This window comes from Pseudomonas sp. NBRC 111124, from assembly GCF_001320245.1.
GTDB lineage: Bacteria > Pseudomonadota > Gammaproteobacteria > Pseudomonadales > Pseudomonadaceae > Aquipseudomonas.
In genome coordinates, this window is the sequence record NZ_BCBA01000036.1 from 14,902 (window position 1) to 35,912 (window position 21,011).

Below are 21,011 nucleotides of genomic sequence, written 5' to 3' on the forward strand. Positions count from 1 at the left end.
GGTTGTCGGATTCATGGGATGCCTGCTTGGCGATCAGGCCGGTGGCTTACTCATCGTCGTCGAAGTTGTACATGCCCGGTGCGAGGTTCTCGAAGCGGGTGTACTTGCCGATGAACGCCAGGCGCACGAAGCCGATGGGGCCGTTACGCTGCTTGCCGATGATGATTTCCGCCACGCCCTTGTGTTCGGTCTCCGGGTGGTACACCTCATCCCGGTATACGAACATGATCACGTCGGCGTCCTGCTCGATTGCACCGGATTCACGCAAGTCGGAGTTGACCGGGCGCTTGTTCGGCCGCTGCTCCAGGGACCGGTTCAGCTGCGACAGGGCGATGACCGGGCAGTTGAATTCCTTGGCCAGGGCCTTGAGGGAACGGGAGATCTCGGAAATCTCGTTGGTCCGGTTGTCACCGGCCGAGCCCGGAATCTGCATCAACTGCAGGTAGTCGACCATGATCATGCCGATCTCGCCGTGCTCACGGGCCAGGCGGCGGGTACGCGCGCGCATTTCCGACGGGCTGATGCCGGCGGTATCGTCAATGAACAGCTTGCGGTCGTTGAGCAGGTTGACTGCCGAGGTCAGGCGAGGCCAGTCGTCATCGTCCAGCTGGCCCGAACGGACCTTGGTCTGGTCGATGCGGCCCAGCGACGAGAGCATACGCATGATCAGCGATTCGCCTGGCATCTCGAGGGAGAACACGAGCACCGCCTTTTCGCTGCGCAGTACGGCGTTTTCCACCAGGTTCATGGCGAAGGTGGTCTTACCCATCGACGGACGGCCGGCGACGATGATCAGGTCGGCTGCCTGCAGGCCGCTGGTCTTCTCGTCGAGGTCGGTGTAACCGGTAGAGATACCGGTGATATCGCTGTCGGAGTTGAACAGCGTGTCGATACGGTCAATGGCCATGGTCAACAGGTCGTTGACACCCACCGGACCACCGGTTTTCGGACGCGCCTCGGCGATCTGGAAGATTTGCCGCTCAGCATCGTCGAGGATCTCGGCAGCGTTGCGCCCTTGCGGGTTGAAGGCGTTGTCGGCGATGTCGGTACTGATGCTGATGAGCTGGCGCAGCGTTGCCCGCTCGCGAATGATCGCGGCGTAGGCCTTGATGTTGGCCACCGACGGGGTGTTCTTGGCCAGTTCGGCCAGGTACGCCAGGCCGCCGATCTGCGACGACAGGCCTTCCTTGTCCAGCTGCTCGTGCAGGGTTACCACGTCGAATGGCTGGTTGGCGTCGGCCAACTTGTGCACGGCACGGAAGATCAAGCGGTGGTCATGCCGGTAGAAGTCGCCATCGGACACCTGGTCCAGCACCCGCTCCCAGGCATTGTTGTCCAGCATCAGGCCACCGAGCACAGCCTGTTCGGCCTCGATGGAATGCGGCGGCACCTTCAGGGCAGCGGTTTGCAGGTCGAGTTGTTCGGAGTTGGTGATCTCGTTCATGGCCACGAAAGAATTCTGGAGGATGAAAAAGACAAAGGGCACGGCCTGAATGAACAGGACCGTGCCCGATGTTAACCGGCTATCCCGAAAGGGACCACCGGTCAGCGCAGCTTAGGCAGCTACGACGACCACACGTACGGTGGCTTCAACGTCGCTGTGCAGGTGCACGGCTACGTCGTATTCGCCAACCTGACGGATGGTGCCGTTCGGCAGACGAACTTCAGCCTTGGCCACTTCAACGCCGGAGGCGGTCAGGGCGTCAGCGATGTCGTGGGTGCCGATCGAACCGAACAGCTTGCCTTCGTCGCCAGCGGTGGCAGTGATGGTCACTTCCAGCTCGGCCAGTTGGGCAGCGCGGCTTTCAGCCGACGATTTACGGTCAGCTGCTGCTTTTTCCAGCTCGGCGCGACGCTCTTCGAACGCAGCCAGGTTGGCGGCGTTGGCAACGGTGGCCTTGCCGAATGGCAGCAGGAAGTTACGGCCGTAACCAGCCTTAACTTTTACTTTGTCGCCCAGGTTGCCCAGGTTAGCGACTTTTTCCAGCAGGATCAGTTCCATTTGGTAAAACCTCTTAACTTTTAACCTTCACCGTTCGCGGAGTCTTTCCCCGGAGGGGACTTGCGACCGCGAAAATCAATCAGGCTGTCGACAATGGCCAGGACCATCAGCAACGGGTAGATCAGCTGCATGATCAGCGGCAACGTCACGTACATGCCCACCAGCCAGAAACCGGCCAGTCGCCCCTGTGCCACCAGCCCGTGCATCAAGGCGATGCCGGCCAGCACCAGAACCAGGCTCGACGCCGATGCCAGGATGATGAACTGCGACCCGATAAACGGAGCCACCACCATCACTGCCACCAAGACCGCCATGGTCTGTTTCGGCAACTTCAGCGCGCGAAATTCGCGGGCGAAGCCTCCAGGGTTGTACAACGCTGCCTGCCAATAACGCGCCAGCACCAAGGCCAACACGCTGAACAATTGCACCGTCACTGCTGTGGAAGCGACCAGCACAGGGCGGATCAGCTCACCGGAGAGCACCGGCTCGCCTTCGATTTTCGGCATGGCTTCGGCAAACGCCTTGGCCAGCACATCGAAGGTTTGCGCAAGCGCCATGTCGAGCACGAGGCTGAAAACCACGGCGAACACGGCACTGGCGACCAGCACACGGCTCCAGGGATGCTCGGCGCGCAACAGCGCAGCCAGGCCCAGGGCACCGGCAATCACCAGAAAGGTGATCGGATCGCCCATGAACCACACGGCCAGCCCGGCCAGCAGGCCGCCGGCGATGACCGTTGAAGCATCCTTGAACCCACGCCGCAGCAGCACAAGGCTGCCGGCAGCGGCACTCAACCAGAACAGCAGCGGCAGTACCGCGCTGATGACCACCACCAGGGTGGCCTGCACACGACCGCGCATGATGAAACTTGCTAACGCTCGCATGCTAATCCCTTACTGCTTGTCGACGACCCGGTCTCAGCGGCCGTGGCTGTCGGTGTAGGGCAGCAGGGCCAGGAAGCGGGCGCGCTTGATAGCGGTAGCCAGCTGACGCTGATAACGAGCTTTGGTACCGGTGATACGGCTTGGAACGATCTTGCCGGTTTCGGATACGTAAGCTTTCAGGGTGTTGAGATCTTTGAAGTCGATCTCTTTCACGTCTTCAGCAGTGAAGCGGCAGAATTTACGACGACGGAAGAAACGTGCCATTTAATAGGCTCCTCTAAAGGTCCGTGGATTACTCGTCAGCGTTATCGCTGGAGTCGCTGTCATTGCTGTCGTCGCCGTCGGCGGATTCAGCATGCTCAGGACGCTCACGACGCTCACGGCGCTCGCTGCGGTTTTCTTCAGCCTTCAGCATCTCGGACTGGCCAGTTACGGCTTCGTCGCGACGGATGACGAGGTTACGGATAACGGCATCGTTGTAGCGGAAGTTGTCTTCCAGCTCGGCCAGGGCCTTGCCGGTGCACTCAACGTTCAGCATCACGTAGTGAGCCTTGTGAACATTGTTGATTGCGTAGGCCAGTTGACGACGGCCCCAGTCTTCCAGGCGGTGGATCTTGCCGCCATCTTCTTCGATCAGCTTGGTGTAACGCTCAACCATGCCGCCGACTTGCTCGCTCTGGTCCGGGTGAACCAGGAAGATGATTTCGTAATGACGCATGAATGCTCCTTACGGGTTAGTAGTCTGCCAGCGAATCTGGTCAGACAAGGAGTGAATGACACTGTATGTCTTGCACGGAGGGGAGGCACATATGCGCCTGCCAGCTCGGCAAGGGGCGCAATTGTAGAGAAGGCGGGGCGCACAAGCAAGGTAATTGGTGATTATTTGAACAGCCTGAAACATATTCAGAAAGTGTCAGACTCCCTTCGCGGGCACGCCCGCTCCCACGGGAAACCTGCAAGGCCAAAGGCAGCAGTAAACCTGTGGGAGCGGGCGTGCCCGCGAAGGGGCCGGTACAGGCTGAAGGTCAGCGCTTGGCCTGGCGCTGACGCACGGCCTCGAACAGGCACACGCCCGTCGCCACCGACACGTTCAGACTGCTGACGCTACCGCTCATCGGCAGTTTCACCAGGAAATCGCAATGTTCGCGGGTCAGTCGGCGCATCCCCTTGCCTTCCGCGCCCATGATCATCACCAGCGGGCCGGTCAGGTCCTGCTGGTAGATCTCCTGCTCGGCCTCACCCGCGGTGCCCACCACCCACAGGCCCCGCTGCTGCAACTTCTCCAGCGTGCGCGCCAGGTTGGTCACGGCCACCAGCGGAATCACCTCCGCCGCGCCGCAGGCCACCTTGCGCACTACCGGCGTCAGGGTCGCCGACTTGTCCTTGGGCACGATCACCGCCGTGGCACCGGCCGCATCGGCGGTGCGCAGGCAGGCGCCAAGGTTGTGCGGGTCGGTCACGCCGTCCAGCACCAGGATCAGTGGCGGTGTTTCGCTGCGCTCAAGCAGTTCCTCGAGCATCAACTCGCCCCACACCTGGCTCGGGCTGACCTCGGCGACCACGCCTTGGTGCACGCCTTCGACCCAGGCATCCAGCTCACGGCGCTCGGCCTGGCCGACCGGCACGCGGTTTTCCGCAGCCAGTTCCAGCAACGCTTGAATGCGCGGCTCGCTGCGCCCTTCCGACAGCCAGATCTGCTTGACCCGCTTCGGATGGTGCTGCAGCAATGCCTGCACGGCGTGCACGCCGTAGATCTTTTCCAGCTGACTCATGACTTGCTCTTGCTCTTGCGTGGCGCACCGGACTTCGGCGGGCCTTTACGGTGCTTGGTCGGCTTGCCGGACGGCTTGCCGCCCTTCTCCGACTTGCTGCTGGCATGGCCGCCGGTACGCGCCTCGCTCATCAGCGCCTTTTTCATTTCGCGGCTTTTGCGCACTTCGGCGTTGCGCTGCACGGCGTCTTTCGGGAAGTACGCTTCGGCAGTTTCGCTCTTGCGGCTGCGCGGCTTCGGCGTGGCCTTGGCCTCGACCGCTGGCTCGGCCTTCTCTGCCTTACCGGCCGCTGGCGCGGCAGCACCACGGCCCTTGCGACCGATCGGCGCGCTGAGCTGCTGCTCGGAGACTTCGAAGTCGATCTTGCGCTCGTCGAGGTCGACGCGCATGACCTTGACCTCGATGGTGTCACCCAGGCGGAAGCTGCGCCCGGTACGCTCGCCCGACAGGCGGTGGTGCACCGGGTCGAAGTGGTAATAGTCGCCCGGCAGCGCACTGACGTGCACCAGGCCTTCCACGTAGATATCGGTCAGTTCGACGAACAGGCCGAAACCGGTGACCGCCGTGATTACGCCCGGGAAGGTCTCGCCCACGCGGTCCTTCATGAACTCGCACTTGAGCCAGTTGACTACGTCACGGGTGGCTTCGTCGGCGCGGCGCTCGGTCATCGAGCACTGCTCGCCGAGCTGGTCGAGGGCATTCACGTCATACGGGTAGATACGCGCCTTGGGGATGCTCATGGCGCCGGCACGCTTGACGTGCGGGGTATCGACCTTGGAACGGATGACGCTGCGGATGGCGCGGTGCACCAGCAGGTCCGGGTAACGGCGGATCGGCGAGGTGAAGTGGGTATACGCCTCGTAGTTCAAGCCGAAGTGGCCATTATTGTCAGTGCTGTACACCGCCTGGCTCAGCGAACGCAGCATCACGGTCTGGATCAGGTGGAAGTCCGGGCGCCCGGCGATGCTCGCCAGCAGGGCCTGGTAGTCCTTCGGCGAAGGGTCCTTGCCCTTGTGCAGGGTCAGGCCCAGCTCGCCGAGGAAGGCGCGCAGTTTTTCCAGGCGCTCCGGCGGCGGGCCGTCGTGCACGCGGTACAGGGCTGGCACTTCGTGCTTCTGCAGGAACGCTGCGGTGGCGACGTTGGCCGCCAGCATGCATTCTTCGATCAGCTTGTGGGCATCGTTGCGCACGGTCGGGCGAATTTCGGCGATCTTGCGCTCTTCACCGAAGATGATGCGGGTTTCCTGGGTCTCGAAATCGATGGCACCCCGGGCATGACGGGCGTCCAGCAGAACCTTGTACAGGTTATACAGGTTCTTCAGGTCCGGCACGACCGCCTTGTACTCCTCGCGTAGCGCCTTGCCCTCACGGGTGCGGGCATGTTCGAGCATGCTGCTGACCTTGTTGTAGGTCAGGCGGGCGTGGGAGTGAATGACGCCTTCGTAGAACTGGTAGTCGACCATCTGGCCGGCTTTGTTCATGGTCATTTCGCAGACCATGGCCAGGCGATCGACATGCGGGTTCAGCGAGCACAGGCCGTTGGACAGCTCCTCGGGGAGCATCGGCACCACGCGCTCGGGGAAGTACACCGAGTTGCCGCGCTGCTGGGCTTCGTTATCCAGGGCCGAGCCCAGGCGTACGTAACTGGAAACGTCGGCGATCGCCACATACAGGCGCCAGCCGCCGGAGAACATGCGCAGCTTGCCCAGTGGTTCGCAATAGACGGCGTCATCGAAGTCGCGGGCATCCTCGCCGTCGATGGTGACGAACGGCAGGTGGCGCAGGTCGATGCGCTTCTCTTTGTCCTTCTCTTCGACTTCGGAGCGGAACTTGCGCGCTTCCTTGACAACGTCATTGGGCCAGACATGTGGAATGTCGTAGCTGCGCAGGGCAACGTCGATTTCCATGCCCGGGGCCATGTAGTTGCCGATCACCTCGACCACATCACCTTGCGGCTGGAAGCGCGGGGTAGGCCAGTGGGTGATCTTGATCTCGACGAACTGGCCGATCTTGGCGCCACCGTTACGCCCTGCGGTCACCAGCACTTCCTGCTGGATCTTCGGGTTATCCGGGGTCACGTAGCCGATGCCGCCCTCTTCAAAGTAGCGGCCAACGACGCTTTCATGGGCGCGGGAGATGACCTCGACGATCACGCCCTCACGGCGGCCACGGCGGTCGGTGCCGGATACGCGCGCCAGCGCGCGGTCGCCATCGAAGGCCAGGCGCATCTGCGACGGGCCGAGGAACAGGTCATCGCTACCATCATCAGGGATGAGGAAGCCGAAGCCATCGCGATGACCGGAGATACGGCCACAGATCAGGTCGAGCTTGTCCACCGGGGCATAAGTGCCGCGCCGGGTATAGATAAGCTGACCATCGCGCTCCATGGCACGCAGGCGACGGCGCAGGGCTTCGATCTGGTCTTCTTCATACAGACCAAACTCTTTCGCCAGCTCCTCGCGCGCAGCGGGTTCGCCACGGTCGGCAAGGCGCTGCAGGATCAGCTCACGGCTGGGAATGGGGTTGTCGTATTTTTCCGCTTCGCGAGCGGCCTCGGGATCGAGGGATTGCCAATCGGCCATCAGAAGGGGTTCACCTTGGGGTATATAGATATGAATTCTGGCATGTGTGTATTGAAACCGGAAATGTCAGCCTTGGACAGCCCCCGCTGCTGTGTATAGAGAGGGGCAATAGGCCTTCGGAATCAACAAGTTGAATTTTTTGAATTTTTTTTTGCTTGGGGGGTTTACAGCCCCCCGGGCCGTCCGTATAGTGCGCACCACAACGACGGACAAGCCCGAAGTTGTAGTAGAGATGAGCGGCGCTGTAAAGCATCTTTTATCTCGAATGTGTGCCCAGGTGGCGGAATTGGTAGACGCGCTGGTTTCAGGTATCAGTGACCGCAAGGTCGTGGAAGTTCGAGTCTTCTCCTGGGCACCAAATATTTTCAAGTAACAGATGACCAAGGATCTGTTATTACTGTGTGAAAGCGAACGATAGTCGCCTTCTGCAGATGATGTAAAGCTTTGCCCAGGTGGCGGAATTGGTAGACGCGCTGGTTTCAGGTATCAGTGACCGCAAGGTCGTGGAAGTTCGAGTCTTCTCCTGGGCACCATACAAAAACCCACTAGCTTGCTAGTGGGTTTTTTCTTGCCTGCGATTTTTGCATCCCCCCTTCTCCCCTCGCAGCCCCGGCATTGCACGTTAGTCTGCCGATGAATTTCTCGTCACCCGGCCACTTGAGAAACGATTTCGTTTACCATTGTTTCCGAATATGTAGCCGTAAGCGAGGAAGTACCCGCATGACGATCCGCCCGCAACCGCTGATGCGTACACTGGCTGCCGCAGTTCTGAGCCTGGTGATCGGCGCTCCGGCCGCCCTGGCAGACGAACCGATCACGCTGACCATGTACAACGGCCAGCACAAGGAAATCGGCGAAGCCATCGCCAAGGCCTACGAGGCCAAGACCGGTATTCACATCAATATCCGCAAAGGCAGCAGCAACCAGCTGGCCAGCCAGATCATCGAGGAAGGCGACCGCTCGCCGGCCGACATCATCTATACCGAAGAATCGCCGCCGCTGAACAACCTGGGCGAGCTGGGCCTGCTGGCCAAGATCGACGACGCCACGCTGAATATGCTGCCCAAGGAATACGTCGGCGCCAACGGAACCTGGATGGGCGTGACCGCCCGTACCCGCGTGGTGGTGTACAACCCGAAGAAAATCGACGAGAAAGACCTGCCCACCACCGTGATGGATTTCTCCGGCCCTGAATGGGACGGCCGTGTCGGCTACGTGCCCACCAGCGGCGCCTTCCAGGAACAGGCCGTGGCCATCCTGAAGATGCACGGGCGTGAGGCCACCGAAGAATGGCTGACCGGCCTGAAAGCCTTCGGCAAGACCTACACCAACAACATGGTCGCCCTCAAGGCCGTGGAAAAAGGCGAAGTCGCCGCGGTGCTGGTCAACAACTACTACTGGTATGCCCTGGAGCGCGAGCGCGGCAAGCTCGACTCCAAGCTCTACTACCTGGCCGACGGCGACGCCGGCAACCTGGTGACCATCTCCGGCGCTGCCGCAGTCAAGGCCAGCAAGCATCCGAAGGAAGCCCAGGCCCTGCTCAACTGGATGGCCAGCGAAGAAGGCCAGCGCGTGATCACCCAGACCACCGCCGAGTACCCACTGCACAAAGGCATGGTCTCCGACCGCGGCCTGAAGCCGTTCGAAGAGCTGCGCCCGCCGAAGATCTCGCCAGCCGACCTGGGTAATGCCGAGGAAGCAATCGAGCTTGAACGCGAGGTCGGCCTGCTCTGATGACCGCCGCCCTGTCTACGCCTGCGCAGGTACGCTTCGTACCGCGCCGCAAGCGCCCCTCTATCTGGGTGCTGCTGCCTGTGCTGTTCCTGGTGGCGATGAGCTTGCTGCCGTTGCTGTACGTCGCGATGAAAGCCTGGGAAGCCGGCTGGCGCGAAGCCCTGCACCTACTCTGGCGCCCGTTCGTCTGGGGCCTGATGCGCAACACGCTGATGCTGATGGCCGGGGTGACGCTGGCGTGCATGGTGGTCGGCATGGCCCTGGCCTGGCTGCTCGAGCGCAGCAACCTGCCCGGCCGCCGGCTGTGGGGCGTGGTGCTGTGCTTGCCGTTCGCCGTACCGTCGTTCGTCAGCAGCTTCACCTGGGTATCACTGAGCTCGGACTTCGAAGGCCTGGGCGGGGCGATCCTGGTCATGGCACTGTCCAAGTACCCACTGGTGTTTCTGCCGGTGGCGGCGACGCTGCGCAACCTCGACACATCGCTTGAAGAGTCGGCACGCACCCTGGGCTACAGCCGCTGGGGCGTGTTCCGCAAGATCACTCTGCCGCTGCTGTGGCCATCGATGCTGGGCGGCGCACTGCTGATCGCCCTGCACATGCTGGTCGAGTTTGGCGCGCTGTCGATCCTCGGCCTGCAGACCTTCACCACGGCGATCTACCAGCAGTTTGAACTGGAATTCAGCAACGCCAACGCCGCCATGTTGTCAGCGGTGCTGTTGGCGATGTGCCTGATCATGCTCTGGCTGGAAATGCGCGTACGCGGCAAGGCCCGGCATGTGCGTATCGGCCAGGGCGTGGCACGTCGCGGGCAGCCGGTGCGACTGCGTGGCTGGATGCCGTTGGCGCAACTGTTCTGCCTGGGCCTGGCGATTCTCGGCAGCGGTATTCCGCTGGCGATGCTGGGTTACTGGTTGAGTGTGGGTTCGTCGGCCGCCTTCCCGGTGGCGGCGATCAGCAAAGCCCTGCTGACTTCGCTGTCGGTGTCGCTGGGTGGCGCAGGGTTCTGCGTATTGCTGGCATTGCCAGTCAGTTTCCTGGTGGTGCGCTACAAAGGCCGCCTGGCACTGTGGGCCGAACGCTTGCCGTACCTGCTGCACGCCCTGCCCGGCCTGGTGATCGCTCTGTCACTGGTAGTGTTCTCGCTGCACTACGTGCCGGCGCTGTACCAGACCACCGCACTGTTGCTGCTGGCTTATGCGCTGCTGTTCCTGCCCTTGGCCCAGGCGCCGGTACGCACTGCGTTGAACAAAGCTTCGCCGACCCTCGAAGAAGCGGCCCGCACCCTCGGTGCCAGCAGCTTCGCAGCGTTCTGTCGGGTGACCCTGCCGATCATCTTCCCGGCCATGGCGGCGGCCTTTGCCTTGGTGTTCCTTGATGCCATGAAGGAACTCACCGCCACCCTGCTGCTCAGCCCGACTGGCATGACAACCCTGGCCACCGAGGTCTGGGCGCACACGGCCAACGTCGAGTTTGCGGCGGCGGCGCCTTATGCGGCGTTGTTGATTGTGGTTTCGGGGCTGCCGGTTTATCTGTTGACTACGCGAATGTATTTGAACAAGGCTTGATCGCTTGCCCAGGCCGCCATGCGGCCTAGGCATTACGCCATTTGAACAAATCATTTCAACGCTTGAAACGATGGCCCTGCAGGTTGCCCAACATCCGCCGCACGATCACCCCATGAACCCTTCCGACCGGCACCATGTACAAACGGCCGAAGGTGTTGAAACATTTTACCGATGTGGTCACTTTCAACTGCGGGGCGCTGCACTCCCCTGTCGACACATCCATGCAGACCATCACGGCAAGGTGCGTATCACGCGACGTCAACACCAGTTGCTGGTCGCTGATGGCCTCGACGGTGAAAAAGTCCAAGCGCTCGCCAACAGCTGGCACATGCGCTGGATCGCGGCGAGTGAAGCCGTTGATATCGGCGACATTGAAACGGCGTGAGATGAAGTCGCGAACGCGGAAGGCCCTGGCCAGCCAGCCGGGGACGTCCGAGGTCATGGCGCAGTAAGCTTGCAGCGCGGTCATCGGGACAGTGAGCTGTACGCTGTCACTGTGCAGGAAATTCAGGTCGGCCTGGGCGGCGACCAGTTGGGCGGACATGAGCAACTCCGTTTGTCATGTGTCGCCGACAGCATAGCAACATGACTCGCTGTAGGAGCGGCCTTGTGTCGCGAAAGGGCTGCGCAGCAGCCCCGGGATTTCTGCTTTAACGCTGAACTTGCCGGGGCCGCTATGCGGCCCTTTCGCGACACAAGGCCGCTCCTACAAGGGACCGCGCAAGCTTCAGGCCCGGAACTGACCGAGACTGGCGCGCAGCTGGGCCGCCAAGTCATCCAGCACCTTGCTGCTGGCCGTGGTCTGCATCACTACCTCGGCCGAACGCTCGGCCTGGGCATGGATATTCTCCACCCGCCCCCTCACCGCCTGTGCGCCATGGGCCTGTTGCTCGGCAGCGCGAGTAGCCAGCCCGATAGCCGCATGTACCTGCTCCACAGCGGCCTGCACAGACTGCTGGCGACGCTCGTTGTCCCGCAACACCAGCAGCCCTTCATTGGCCTTGAGGCCGGCCTGGCCGATGGTCGCCACCGCTTCCTTGGCGCCTTTCTGCAGCGCGGCAATATGCGCCTGAATGTCACCGGTGGAACTTTGCGTCTTGCTCGCCAATGCCCGTACCTCGTCCGCCACCACAGCAAAGCCACGGCCGGTTTCGCCAGCGCGTGCAGCTTCGATTGCGGCGTTGAGGGCCAACAGGTTGGTCTGCTCGGCAATGCCGTGGATGACCGTCAGCACGACTTCGATTTGCTCGCTTTGCTTGGCCAGGCGCTCGATAACCTGTGAGCCGGTTTCGACCTGGCCCGCAAGGTTCTCGATCAGGCTCGCCAGTTGCGTCGAGGAGCGGCTGTTCTCATCGGTTGCCTGACGAATATCCACCACCTGCTGCAACGCCGCCTGCATGGCATTGCTTTCGGCCTGGGCCTCGTCAGCCATGCTTGACAGGTCGCGCAGGCTGGCGGCCACTTCGTCACGTTGCAACGCCGCTGCGGCATCGGCTCCGGCATTGCGCTGGGCCATGGTGCCGATCTCGACGCCGGTACGCTGAGCTACTTCACCGGCCTCTCGGACGATGGGCTGCAGCTTGTCGACGAAGCGGTTGACTGCCGAGGCCATGTCGCCAATCTCATCCCGGCTGTCGAGGGTCACGCGCTTGGTCAGGTCGCCTTCGCCAGCAGCCAGGTCGTTGAGCGCGGCGATCAGCAGGCGCAGCTTGCTCAGCACGCGCCGGCCCAGCACTACGGCCACTACCAGCAGCACACCCAGGCCAACCACAACCAGGCCCAGGCCGATCCGCCAGCGCAGCTCGCCAGCCGCATCACGCACGGTCTGTGCGGTATTGGCCTGCATGGCAGCAGCACTGGCCTGCGCGGTTTGCAGGCGCTCGCGCAGGGCCTTGCCACTGTCGGCGGCCGCCGCACCCAAGCTATCGCCGACCAGCTGCTCGCCACTGGCAATCAGGGCATTGAAGCGCTGATCAAGGGCCTTGAGCTGCTGATCCACACCGGCCGTGGAAACCCCCATCAGGACTTTGCCGATCTCGGCACCATTGGGGTTGATCGACGCTTCGACGAAATACACCGATGGATCGCGGCGCGCGGCGTCGAGCACCTTGTCCAGCGCCCGCTCGCCCTGCCCCTTCTCGATCAGCGCCTGGTTGATGGGGTTCTGCCGGTTCAAGTAACGGGTCAGGTGCTGGCCTTGGGCATCGTCATAAATCACGAACAGTACGTTGGGGTTGCGCTGGGCGCGGCGGGCGAAGTCGGAGAGCATCGGCACGTCGTTATCCCAGATCGCTCGCGGGGCGACCGAGGCCAGCAGCTCGGCCATGTCGTTGGCCGAATCCTTGAGGTTTTTCTCCAGGGTGGCGCGCAGTTGCTGCTGTTCATCCTGCAGCCGCGTGGAAAGGCCCGCACTCAGCCGCTGGCGGGTGCTGCTGGAAAGGCTCTCGAGGCCCCCGCGCACGTCCTGCCCGGCCTGCTCCAGCTCGCTGGCGAGCTGGCGGCTGTCTTTACCCAGGCGCTCACCCAGGTCAGCCTCCAAGGCCGTCACGGTGCTACGGGTCAGCGCAACAGCAACCAGCACCTGCACCAAAAGGGCGATACCAAGGGCAACAAATACAGGCCGCAAGAGGCGGCTTCGTAACAGTGAAAGGATGGCAGACACGGTGTAACCCTCGTGTTTACTGGCGCCACTATTTTGATGGCATCTACAGAAACTTCTTACAGCAAGGGTTATGCCGTACACAGCAGGGATAAGCGCCAAGGTCTAGCAATGCCACCCGGTCGCGCCACAAATGAAAACGCCGCGATCCTTTTCAGGACCGCGGCGTCAGATCAGCCTGGAGGGCAGATCAGGCGAACGGATGACGCAGGACGATGGTCTCGTTGCGGTCCGGGCCGGTCGAAATGATGTCGATCGGCGCGCCTACCAGCTCTTCGATGCGCTTGATGTAGTCACGCGCAGCTTGCGGCAGCTCTTCCAGGGTTTTCACGCCCAGGGTCGACTCGCTCCAGCCTGGCATCTCTTCGTACACCGGCTCCAGGCCGATGTAGCTGTCGGCATCGGAAGGGGCGTCGATGACGGCACCGTTCTCGTTCTTGTAGCCAACACAGATGTTGATGGTTTCCAGGCCGTCCAGCACGTCCAGCTTGGTCAGGCAGATGCCCGAGATGCTGTTGACGTCGATGGCGCGACGCAGGATGACGGCATCGAACCAACCGCAGCGACGGGCACGCCCGGTGGTCGAACCGAACTCGTGGCCACGCTTGGCCAGGGTGGCGCCGGTCTCGTCGAACAGTTCGGTCGGGAATGGACCGGAACCCACGCGAGTGGTGTAGGCCTTGGTGATGCCCAGGATGTAGTCCAGGTACATCGGGCCAACGCCGGAGCCGGTGGAAATGCCGCCAGCGGTGGTGTTGGAGCTGGTGACGTACGGGTAGGTACCGTGGTCGATGTCCAGCAGCGAACCCTGGGCACCCTCGAACATGATGTCCTTGCCGGCGCGGCGCAGGTTGTGCAGCTCGGCGGTGACGTCGAGCATCATCGGCTTGAGCTGCTCGGCGTAGGCCATGCACTCGTCCAGAGTCTGCTGGAAGTCGATGGCCGGCTCTTTGTAGTAGTTCACCAGCTGGAAGTTGTGGTAATCCAGCAGCTCACCCAGCTTGGCAGCGAAACGCTCGCGGTGGAACAGGTCGCCAACGCGCAGGCCGCGGCGCGCGACCTTGTCTTCGTAGGCTGGGCCGATGCCACGGCCGGTGGTGCCGATCTTGGCTTCACCACGGGCTTTTTCACGGGCCTGGTCGAGGGCCACGTGGTACGACAGGATCAGCGGCGCAGCCGGGGAGATGCGCAGGCGCTCGCGCACCGGTACGCCCTTCTCTTCCAGCTTGGTGATTTCACGCATCAGGGCGTCCGGCGCAACAACTACGCCGTTGCCGATCAGACACTGTACGCCTTCACGCAGGATGCCCGAGGGAATCAGGTGCAGAACGGTTTTTTCACCGTTGATCACCAGGGTGTGGCCCGCGTTGTGGCCACCTTGGTAGCGCACTACGGCGGCAGCATGTTCGGTCAGCAGATCGACGATCTTGCCTTTGCCCTCATCACCCCACTGGGTGCCCAGGACGACGACATTCTTACCCATTACATTGGTCCTCATTCACGCAAACTTGGTTGCCGGCCTTTGCCGACGCAGAAACTCACTGGGCCAGCGGCAGAACCTGCCAGCGCCCGTCTTGCTGAATCAATTGCCGATCACAATCCGCCTCGAGAGCAGCACTCAACGGCTGGCCAGGCAGAGCCTGGACCACACGCTGGCCCTCGTTGCGCAACTGGCAGACCTGCTGCCAGAGGGCCGCGTCGCCACTGTCCGGCATCCAGATGCCGCCAGCTGGCAATACGACCTCCGCTCGCCCCAGTGTGACCAGGGTCTTCAAATCCGTGGAGAAACCGGTGGCCGGGCGTGCCCGGCCAAAGTCGGCGCCGATGTCGTCATAGCGTCCGCCTTGGGCGATCGATTGACCTTCGCCCGGGACGAACACGGCGAACACCACGCCGGTGTGGTAGTTGTAGCCGCGTAATTCGCCGAGATCGAAGTACAGCGGCAGGCCCGGGAAGCGCGACGCCAGGCGATCGGCGATCGCCAGCAGGTCGTCGAGCGCTGCCAGTACGCTGGCCGGGGCACGGCCCAGTCGCACACGGGCTTCGGCCAGTACTTCACGGCCACCGCACAGTTCGACCAAGGCGCGCAGCATGTTGCCCAGGTCCTTCGGCAGGTCGGCGGTCAGTGCTTGCACTTCATCGACCGACTTGCGCTGCAGGGCGTCGAACAGCTGCTGCTCGACCGCACCCGACAGGCCGGCGGCACGGGCCAGGCCGCGGTAGATACCGACGTGGCCGAGGTCCATGTGCACATCCGGCACATCAGTCAGTTGCAGCGTGGCGAGCATCAGGCTGATGACCTCGACGTCGCTGCTCGGGCTGGCATCGCCGTACAGCTCGGCACCCAGCTGAATCGGGCTGCGCGAGGTGGACAGGGCTCGCGGCTGGGCGTGCAGCACGCTGCCGGCGTAGCACAGGCGGCTTGGACCTTCACGGCGCAAGGTATGGGCGTCGATGCGCGCCACTTGCGGGGTGAAGTCGGCGCGGAAGCCCATCAGGCGGCCCGACTGCGGGTCGACCACCTTGAAGGTGCGCTGATCCAGGTCCTGGCCGGCGCCGGTGAGCAGCGACTCCAGGTACTCGATATGCGGGGTGACGACCAGCTCGTAGCCCCAACTCTGGAACAGGTCCAACACCTGACGGCGCGCGATCTCGATACGCGCAGCCTCAGGTGGCAGTACTTCCTCGATGCCATCTGGCAGCAGCCAGCGGTCTACCGTTGCCATTACGCCTTTTCCCCTCTGGTCCGGGCGGCTTGCCAGCAGGCGAGCCGTCAGTAAAGCCGGTATCGCGCACAGCAGCGGGCAGCACTGATCCCAGCGCAGCCACCGTACCCGATACCCTCAAATTGCCTTGCGACCTGACCAAACCGTCAACTGGCGCTTTGCCAATCAACCTTGCAGACGCAAAAAAGCCGGGAAATTTCCCGGCTGCCTCATCATACACCCCTTTTCATTCAGGATGCACCCCGCCTGGTGTTTTAGCTGCCAGGCGGGGCGCCGCTGCATGAAAATCAGGGCCTGAGCATCACGGTTTGCTCTTGTCCAGGAAACGGAAGAATTCGTTCTTCGCGTCCAGGACCAGCACGTCGCTCTTGCTCGAGAAGCTGTCGCGGTACGCCTGGAGGCTACGGTAGAACGCGTAGAAATCGGCGTCCTGAGTGTAGGCCTTGGCGTAGATAGCGGCCGACTGGGCGTCGCCATCACCGCGGGTCTCTTCCGCTTCGCGGTAGGCTTCGGCCAGCAGTACACGGCGCTGACGGTCGGCATCGGCGCGAATACCTTCGGCCAATTCGTTACCTTTTGCGCGGTGCTCGCGGGCTTCACGCTCACGCTCGGTGCTCATGCGATCGAACACGCTGCGGTTGACTTCCTTCGGCAGGTCGATGGCCTTGACGCGCACGTCGATGACCTCGATACCCAGCTCCTTGCTGGCCATGCGGTTAAGCGATGCGGTGATGTCAGCCATCAGCGCGTCACGTTCACCGGAAACCACCTCGTGCAGGGTACGTTTACCGAACTGGTCACGCAGGCCGCTTTCCAAGCGACGCGACAGACGCTCGTCGGCGATCTGCTTCATGCCGGAAGTGGCGGTGTAGAAGCGCTCGGCATCCTTGACGCGCCACTTGGCGTAGGCGTCGACCATCACCGCTTTCTTCTCCAGGGTCAGGAACCGCTGGGTCGGGGCGTCGAGGGTCATCAGCCGTGCGTCGAACTTGCGTACCTGGTTCACGTACGGAATCTTCACGTGCAGGCCTGGCTGGACATCCGCCTGGACCACCTTACCGAAGCGCAGCAGTACTGCACGCTCGGTCTGGGACACGATGTAGAAGCTGTTCCAGGCCACAATGGCCAGGACCACGGCGGCGATCAGGGCGATCAGCGATCGGTTGCTCATCAGCGGCTCTCCCTAGTACGCAGTGGCGGCTGTTGCTGTTGCAGGTCCTGCGCCGCACGCGTGGCCGCATCGTTGACCGACGGGCTGACGCTGTTGCTTGGCGCGGCCGCGTTGCGGCTGCCTTCTACCATCTTGTCCAGCGGCAGGTAGAGCAGGTTGTTCTGCCCGTCCTTGGCCGTGACCAGGACTTTGCTGGTATTGCTGTAGACCTCTTGCATGGTTTCCAGGTACAGGCGCTGACGGGTCACGTCGGGAGCCTTGCGGTACTCGGCTACCAATTTGGTAAAGCGATCGGCCTCACCCTTGGCGCGGGCGATGACTTCGTCGCGGTAACCGTTGGCGTCCTCGATGATGCGCTGGGCCTGACCACGGGCTTCCGGCACCACGCCATTGGCGTAGGACTCGGCCTGGTTGCGGGCACGTTGCTCGTCTTCGCGGGCGCGGATCACGTCGTCGAAGGCTTCCTGCACTTCACGCGGGGCTGCCGCGCTCTGTACGTTGACCTGGGTGACGGTGATACCGGTGCGGTAGTTGTCGAGGAAGCGCTGCAGGCGTTCGCGGATATCCACGGCCATCTGCTCACGGCCCTCGGTCAGCACCTGGTCCATCGAGGTGGAACCCACCACGTGGCGCAGGGCGCTGTCGGTCGCATGCTGCAGGCTGACCTCAGGCTGGTCGACGTTGAGCACGAAATCCTGGAGGTTGCTGATCTTGTACTGGACGGTCAGCGGCACCTCGACGATGTTCTCGTCCTCGGTGAGCATCTGCCCCTGCTTGGTGTAGGCACGCTCGCGCGTGACGTTTTCCATGTACTTGCGATCGATTGGCGGGAAGTAGATGTTCAGGCCGGGACCGACCGTCTCATAGTACTTGCCGAAGCGCAGCACCACGGCCTGCTCCTGCTCGTCGACCACGTACACGGCGCTGTACAGCCAGATAGCCGCCAGCACTGCCAGGCCGATGCCCAGCAGACCGTAGCCGCCACCCTTGCCGACATTGCGGTCACCGCCGCCACGTTTCTTGCCACTGCCGAACATGCCGTTCAGGCTGTCCTGCAGCTTGCGGAAGGCCTCGTCCAGATCTGGCGGACCCTTCTTGTCGCCACCACCGCCGCCACCGCGACGGCCGCCCCAGGGATCCTGATTGTTCGAGTTGCCACCCGGCTCGTTCCAAGCCATAGCGCTCTCCATCTGATAAAGCAAAGACGCGCCCACGGCGCGCCGTCCAATGCTACAGAATGCCTGCCACTGCTGCCCGACGACCTCGCCGGGCATTTATTGCAAAGTGTGTTGCTCGACAAACACTTGCGGCTCCATGCCTTCACGACTGACCAGGCGATTCAACTCGACCCTGGGCAGGCGAACACTCAGCAGGCTGCGCCCTTCTTCGTCATGCTCTTCACTCCGCACGGCCCCCAAGGCAAAGAATTGCGCGCGCAAACGGGCAAAACGCTGCTCCAGACACAGGGTACCGACAAACAGATCATCCCCCAGCAACTCGGCAATCGCCTGGCCGACCAGCTCCAGGCCACGTCCATCTCGTGCCGATACCCAGACCCGCTGCGGTTTGCCATCGGCATCGCGCTGGATCTGCGGCTCGACATCTTCAAGCAGGTCGAGTTTGTTATAGACCTCAAGGATCGGCAAGCCTTCGGCACCGATCTCACCCAACACGGCCAGCACTTGTTCGATCTGTTCCATGCGCTCTGGCTCATGGGCGTCGATCACATGCAGCAGCAAGTCCGAGTTGCTCGACTCTTCGAGCGTAGCCCGAAATGCCTCGACCAGCTTGTGCGGCAGGTGGCGAATGAAGCCCACGGTATCGGCCAGCACGATCGGACCGAGGTCGGCCAGTTCGAGCCGGCGCAAAGTCGGGTCGAGCGTGGCGAACAGCTGATCGGCCGCGTACACCTCGGATTCGGTCAGGGCATTGAACAGTGTGGACTTGCCGGCGTTGGTATAACCCACCAGCGACACCGAAGGAATGTCCGCGCGCTTGCGGCCACGGCGGGCCTGCTCGCGCTGGCTGCGCACTTTTTCCAGGCGCCCCTTGATCTGGCGGATACGAACCCGCAACAGGCGGCGGTCGGTTTCCAGCTGGGTCTCACCCGGGCCACGCAGGCCGATACCACCCTTTTGCCGCTCAAGGTGGGTCCAGCCGCGCACCAGCCGCGTGCTCATGTGGTCGAGCTGGGCCAGTTCGACCTGCAGCTTGCCTTCATGGGTACGCGCCCGTTGGGCGAAGATGTCGAGGATCAGCCCGGTACGGTCAAGCACACGACACTCGAAGACACGCTCGAGGTTGCGTTCCTGACTGGGCGTGAGGGTGTGATTGAAAATCACCAGGTCTACCTGTTCGGCTTTGACCAGGTCGCGCAATTCCTCGACCTTGCCGCTGCCAATCAGGTATTTGGCCGTAGGCTGATGCCTGGCTACCGTGGCCAACGAGACGATGTCGGCACCTGCCGACAGTGCCAGTTCCTGAAACTCCTGCGGGTCTTCGCGCGCCTCAGGGTTCTGACCTTCCAAGTGAACGAGCAACGCCCGCTCACCACCACCGTGGCGCTCAAAGAACAATGCAGGCTCCTATCAGGCGTTGCCTGGCTCGCTGTCGCCGTGCTCGCCGTCGGTCGGGCTTGGCAGGCGCACCGGACGGGCCGGAACGACGGTCGAAATGGCGTGCTTGTAGACCATCTGGCTGACAGTGTTCTTCAGCAGCACCACGAACTGGTCGAAAGATTCGATCGAGCCCTGCAGCTTGATCCCGTTGACCAGATAGATCGATACCGGGACCTTTTCCTTTCTCAGTTGATTCAAGTAAGGGTCTTGTAGCGAATGCCCTTTTGACATATGCCGCACTCCTGTAAGGATAAATAAATAGAAAATCAGAAAAATTGATAAGTCAGGCCGCCCCTTCGCAAGAATAGACGGCAATCAGCAGGGACTCAGCTCAATATGGAGACGGCCCCAAGGTATTTCAAGGTGCGGGACAGATTGTCGCAGGCCAGGCTGTCAAGCCAGTGCACGTCAGGCCAACCACGCAACCAGGTGAACTGCCGCTTGGCCAGCTGTCGAGTGGCAATGATACCGCGTTCTCGCATCTCATTCTCAGTCAGCTTGCCGTCGAGGTAGTCCCAGACTTGTCGATACCCCACTGCCCGTATAGACGGCAGTCCGGCGTGCAAGTCACTTCTGGCTCGCAGCGATCGGACCTCGTCGACGAAGCCCTGTTCCAGCATCTGCGAAAATCGTAACGCAATTCGCTTATGCAAAATGTGACGATCCGCAGGTGCAATCGCCAAACTCGCGACAGTATAGGGCAAATGCCCGCCAGCGCCTGCGTCTGCGCCGCTACTTTCCGCGAATTGACGCTGACGGTGCACTGTCATGCTTTCACCACTCACCCGGTACACTTCCAGCGCACGGATCAGCCGCTGCGGGTCGTTGGGGTGAATACGCGCTGCCGACTCCGGGTCCACCTCCGCCAGTTGCCGGTGCAATTCGGCCAGGCCCAACGCCTCTGCCTGGGCCTCGAGCTCGGCGCGCACGGCGGGATCGGCCGCCGGCATGTCTGCCAGCCCCTCGATCAGCGCCTTGTAATAAAGCATGGTGCCGCCGACCAGCAGCGGAATCTTGCCACGCGCGGTGATATCGGCCATCGCCTCGAGGGCGTCGGCGCGAAACTGCGCGGCGGAGTAGCTCTCGGCCGGGTCGCGGATGTCGATCAACCGGTGCGGGTAGGCCGCCAGAATCGCTTTGGAAGGCTTGGCCGAGCCGATGTCCAGCCCGCGATAGACCAGCGCCGAATCGACGCTGATCAGCTCGCAAGGCAGAACCTTGGTCAGCTCGATGGCGAGGTCGGTCTTGCCGGCCGCCGTCGGGCCCATGAGGAATATCGCAGGGGGTTTGCCGCTCAT

18 protein-coding genes, 2 tRNA genes and 1 pseudogene are annotated in these 21,011 nt (G+C 62.2%); 4 read left to right on the forward strand and 17 right to left on the reverse strand.

Features of this window, described 5'->3' with window-relative positions; genetic code table 11:
* Positions 1 to 46 precede the first annotated feature (46 nt).
* The 7 genes from dnaB to rnr form a co-directional block, all read right to left on the reverse strand.
* Positions 47 to 1,444, reverse strand: a complete 1,398-nt coding sequence (dnaB, locus tag APH28_RS15200; protein ID WP_060510791.1) for a replicative DNA helicase — start codon at positions 1,442 to 1,444, stop codon at positions 47 to 49.
* 111 nt (positions 1,445 to 1,555) lie between these two features.
* The gene (gene rplI / locus APH28_RS15205; protein ID WP_012316464.1) at positions 1,556 to 2,002 is read right to left on the reverse strand and encodes a 50S ribosomal protein L9; all 447 of its coding nucleotides are present in this window, start codon (positions 2,000 to 2,002) and stop codon (positions 1,556 to 1,558) included.
* A 20-nt stretch (positions 2,003 to 2,022) separates the two neighbouring features.
* Entirely contained in the window at positions 2,023 to 2,886 is an 864-nt protein-coding gene (locus APH28_RS15210; protein WP_060510633.1) for a hypothetical protein, read from the reverse strand.
* Positions 2,887 to 2,919: 33 nt separating this feature from the next.
* The gene (gene rpsR, locus APH28_RS15215) at positions 2,920 to 3,150 is read right to left on the reverse strand and encodes a 30S ribosomal protein S18 (RefSeq protein ID WP_003249563.1); all 231 of its coding nucleotides are present in this window, start codon (positions 3,148 to 3,150) and stop codon (positions 2,920 to 2,922) included.
* A gap of 28 nt (positions 3,151 to 3,178) precedes the next feature.
* The gene (gene rpsF / locus APH28_RS15220; RefSeq protein WP_013974420.1) at positions 3,179 to 3,604 is read right to left on the reverse strand and encodes a 30S ribosomal protein S6; all 426 of its coding nucleotides are present in this window, start codon (positions 3,602 to 3,604) and stop codon (positions 3,179 to 3,181) included.
* Positions 3,605 to 3,911: 307 nt separating this feature from the next.
* Positions 3,912 to 4,658 (reverse strand): 23S rRNA (guanosine(2251)-2'-O)-methyltransferase RlmB, encoded by a 747-nt coding sequence (gene rlmB / locus APH28_RS15225; protein ID WP_027920757.1) that lies wholly within the window; start codon positions 4,656 to 4,658, stop codon positions 3,912 to 3,914.
* Positions 4,655 to 7,240: a ribonuclease R gene (gene rnr, locus APH28_RS15230; RefSeq protein WP_060510635.1), complete on the reverse strand. Its 2,586-nt coding sequence runs from the start codon at positions 7,238 to 7,240 to the stop codon at positions 4,655 to 4,657. Before rnr ends, rlmB begins: the two co-directional genes overlap by 4 nt.
* Before the next feature lie 271 nt (positions 7,241 to 7,511).
* Here rnr and APH28_RS15235 point away from each other — a divergent pair.
* From APH28_RS15235 to APH28_RS15250, 4 genes are all read left to right on the forward strand, one after another.
* A tRNA-Leu gene (locus APH28_RS15235) sits at positions 7,512 to 7,598 on the forward strand.
* An 88-nt stretch (positions 7,599 to 7,686) separates the two neighbouring features.
* Positions 7,687 to 7,773: transfer RNA gene (locus APH28_RS15240), tRNA-Leu, on the forward strand.
* Positions 7,774 to 7,960: 187 nt separating this feature from the next.
* Positions 7,961 to 8,974: an extracellular solute-binding protein gene (locus APH28_RS15245; protein ID WP_060510637.1), complete on the forward strand. Its 1,014-nt coding sequence runs from the start codon at positions 7,961 to 7,963 to the stop codon at positions 8,972 to 8,974.
* A complete protein-coding gene (locus APH28_RS15250) occupies positions 8,974 to 10,539 on the forward strand; it encodes an iron ABC transporter permease (protein WP_060510639.1) in 1,566 nt (521 codons plus the stop codon). Before APH28_RS15245 ends, APH28_RS15250 begins: the two co-directional genes overlap by 1 nt.
* 55 nt (positions 10,540 to 10,594) lie before the next feature.
* Here APH28_RS15250 and APH28_RS15255 read toward each other — a convergent pair whose 3' ends face one another.
* From APH28_RS15255 to miaA, 10 genes and pseudogenes are all read right to left on the reverse strand, one after another.
* Positions 10,595 to 11,083, reverse strand: a complete 489-nt coding sequence (locus APH28_RS15255; protein WP_060510641.1) for a DUF2867 domain-containing protein — start codon at positions 11,081 to 11,083, stop codon at positions 10,595 to 10,597.
* A 183-nt stretch (positions 11,084 to 11,266) separates the two neighbouring features.
* A complete protein-coding gene (locus tag APH28_RS29520) occupies positions 11,267 to 12,151 on the reverse strand; it encodes a methyl-accepting chemotaxis protein (protein WP_371263090.1) in 885 nt (294 codons plus the stop codon).
* A pseudogene (locus tag APH28_RS29525) lies at positions 12,125 to 12,865 on the reverse strand (HAMP domain-containing protein); the annotation flags it as partial. The gene APH28_RS29520 and the pseudogene APH28_RS29525, both read right to left, overlap by 27 nt.
* A gap of 523 nt (positions 12,866 to 13,388) precedes the next feature.
* Positions 13,389 to 14,681: an adenylosuccinate synthase gene (locus APH28_RS15265; protein WP_003249542.1), complete on the reverse strand. Its 1,293-nt coding sequence runs from the start codon at positions 14,679 to 14,681 to the stop codon at positions 13,389 to 13,391.
* Between the two features lie 55 nt (positions 14,682 to 14,736).
* Positions 14,737 to 15,924 (reverse strand): ATP phosphoribosyltransferase regulatory subunit, encoded by a 1,188-nt coding sequence (locus tag APH28_RS15270; RefSeq protein WP_060510645.1) that lies wholly within the window; start codon positions 15,922 to 15,924, stop codon positions 14,737 to 14,739.
* 301 nt (positions 15,925 to 16,225) lie between these two features.
* Complete coding sequence (hflC, locus tag APH28_RS15275; RefSeq protein ID WP_060510648.1) at positions 16,226 to 17,095, reverse strand: protease modulator HflC; 870 nt, start codon at positions 17,093 to 17,095, stop codon at positions 16,226 to 16,228.
* A complete protein-coding gene (gene hflK / locus APH28_RS15280) occupies positions 17,095 to 18,273 on the reverse strand; it encodes an FtsH protease activity modulator HflK (RefSeq protein WP_060510650.1) in 1,179 nt (392 codons plus the stop codon). Before hflK ends, hflC begins: the two co-directional genes overlap by 1 nt.
* A gap of 96 nt (positions 18,274 to 18,369) precedes the next feature.
* On the reverse strand, positions 18,370 to 19,671 hold the full coding sequence (hflX, locus tag APH28_RS15285; RefSeq protein WP_060510652.1) for a ribosome rescue GTPase HflX: 1,302 nt from the start codon (positions 19,669 to 19,671) through the stop codon (positions 18,370 to 18,372).
* 12 nt (positions 19,672 to 19,683) lie between these two features.
* Positions 19,684 to 19,944: an RNA chaperone Hfq gene (hfq, locus tag APH28_RS15290; protein WP_060510654.1), complete on the reverse strand. Its 261-nt coding sequence runs from the start codon at positions 19,942 to 19,944 to the stop codon at positions 19,684 to 19,686.
* Between the two features lie 95 nt (positions 19,945 to 20,039).
* Positions 20,040 to 21,011, reverse strand: a complete 972-nt coding sequence (gene miaA / locus APH28_RS15295) for a tRNA (adenosine(37)-N6)-dimethylallyltransferase MiaA (protein ID WP_060510656.1) — start codon at positions 21,009 to 21,011, stop codon at positions 20,040 to 20,042.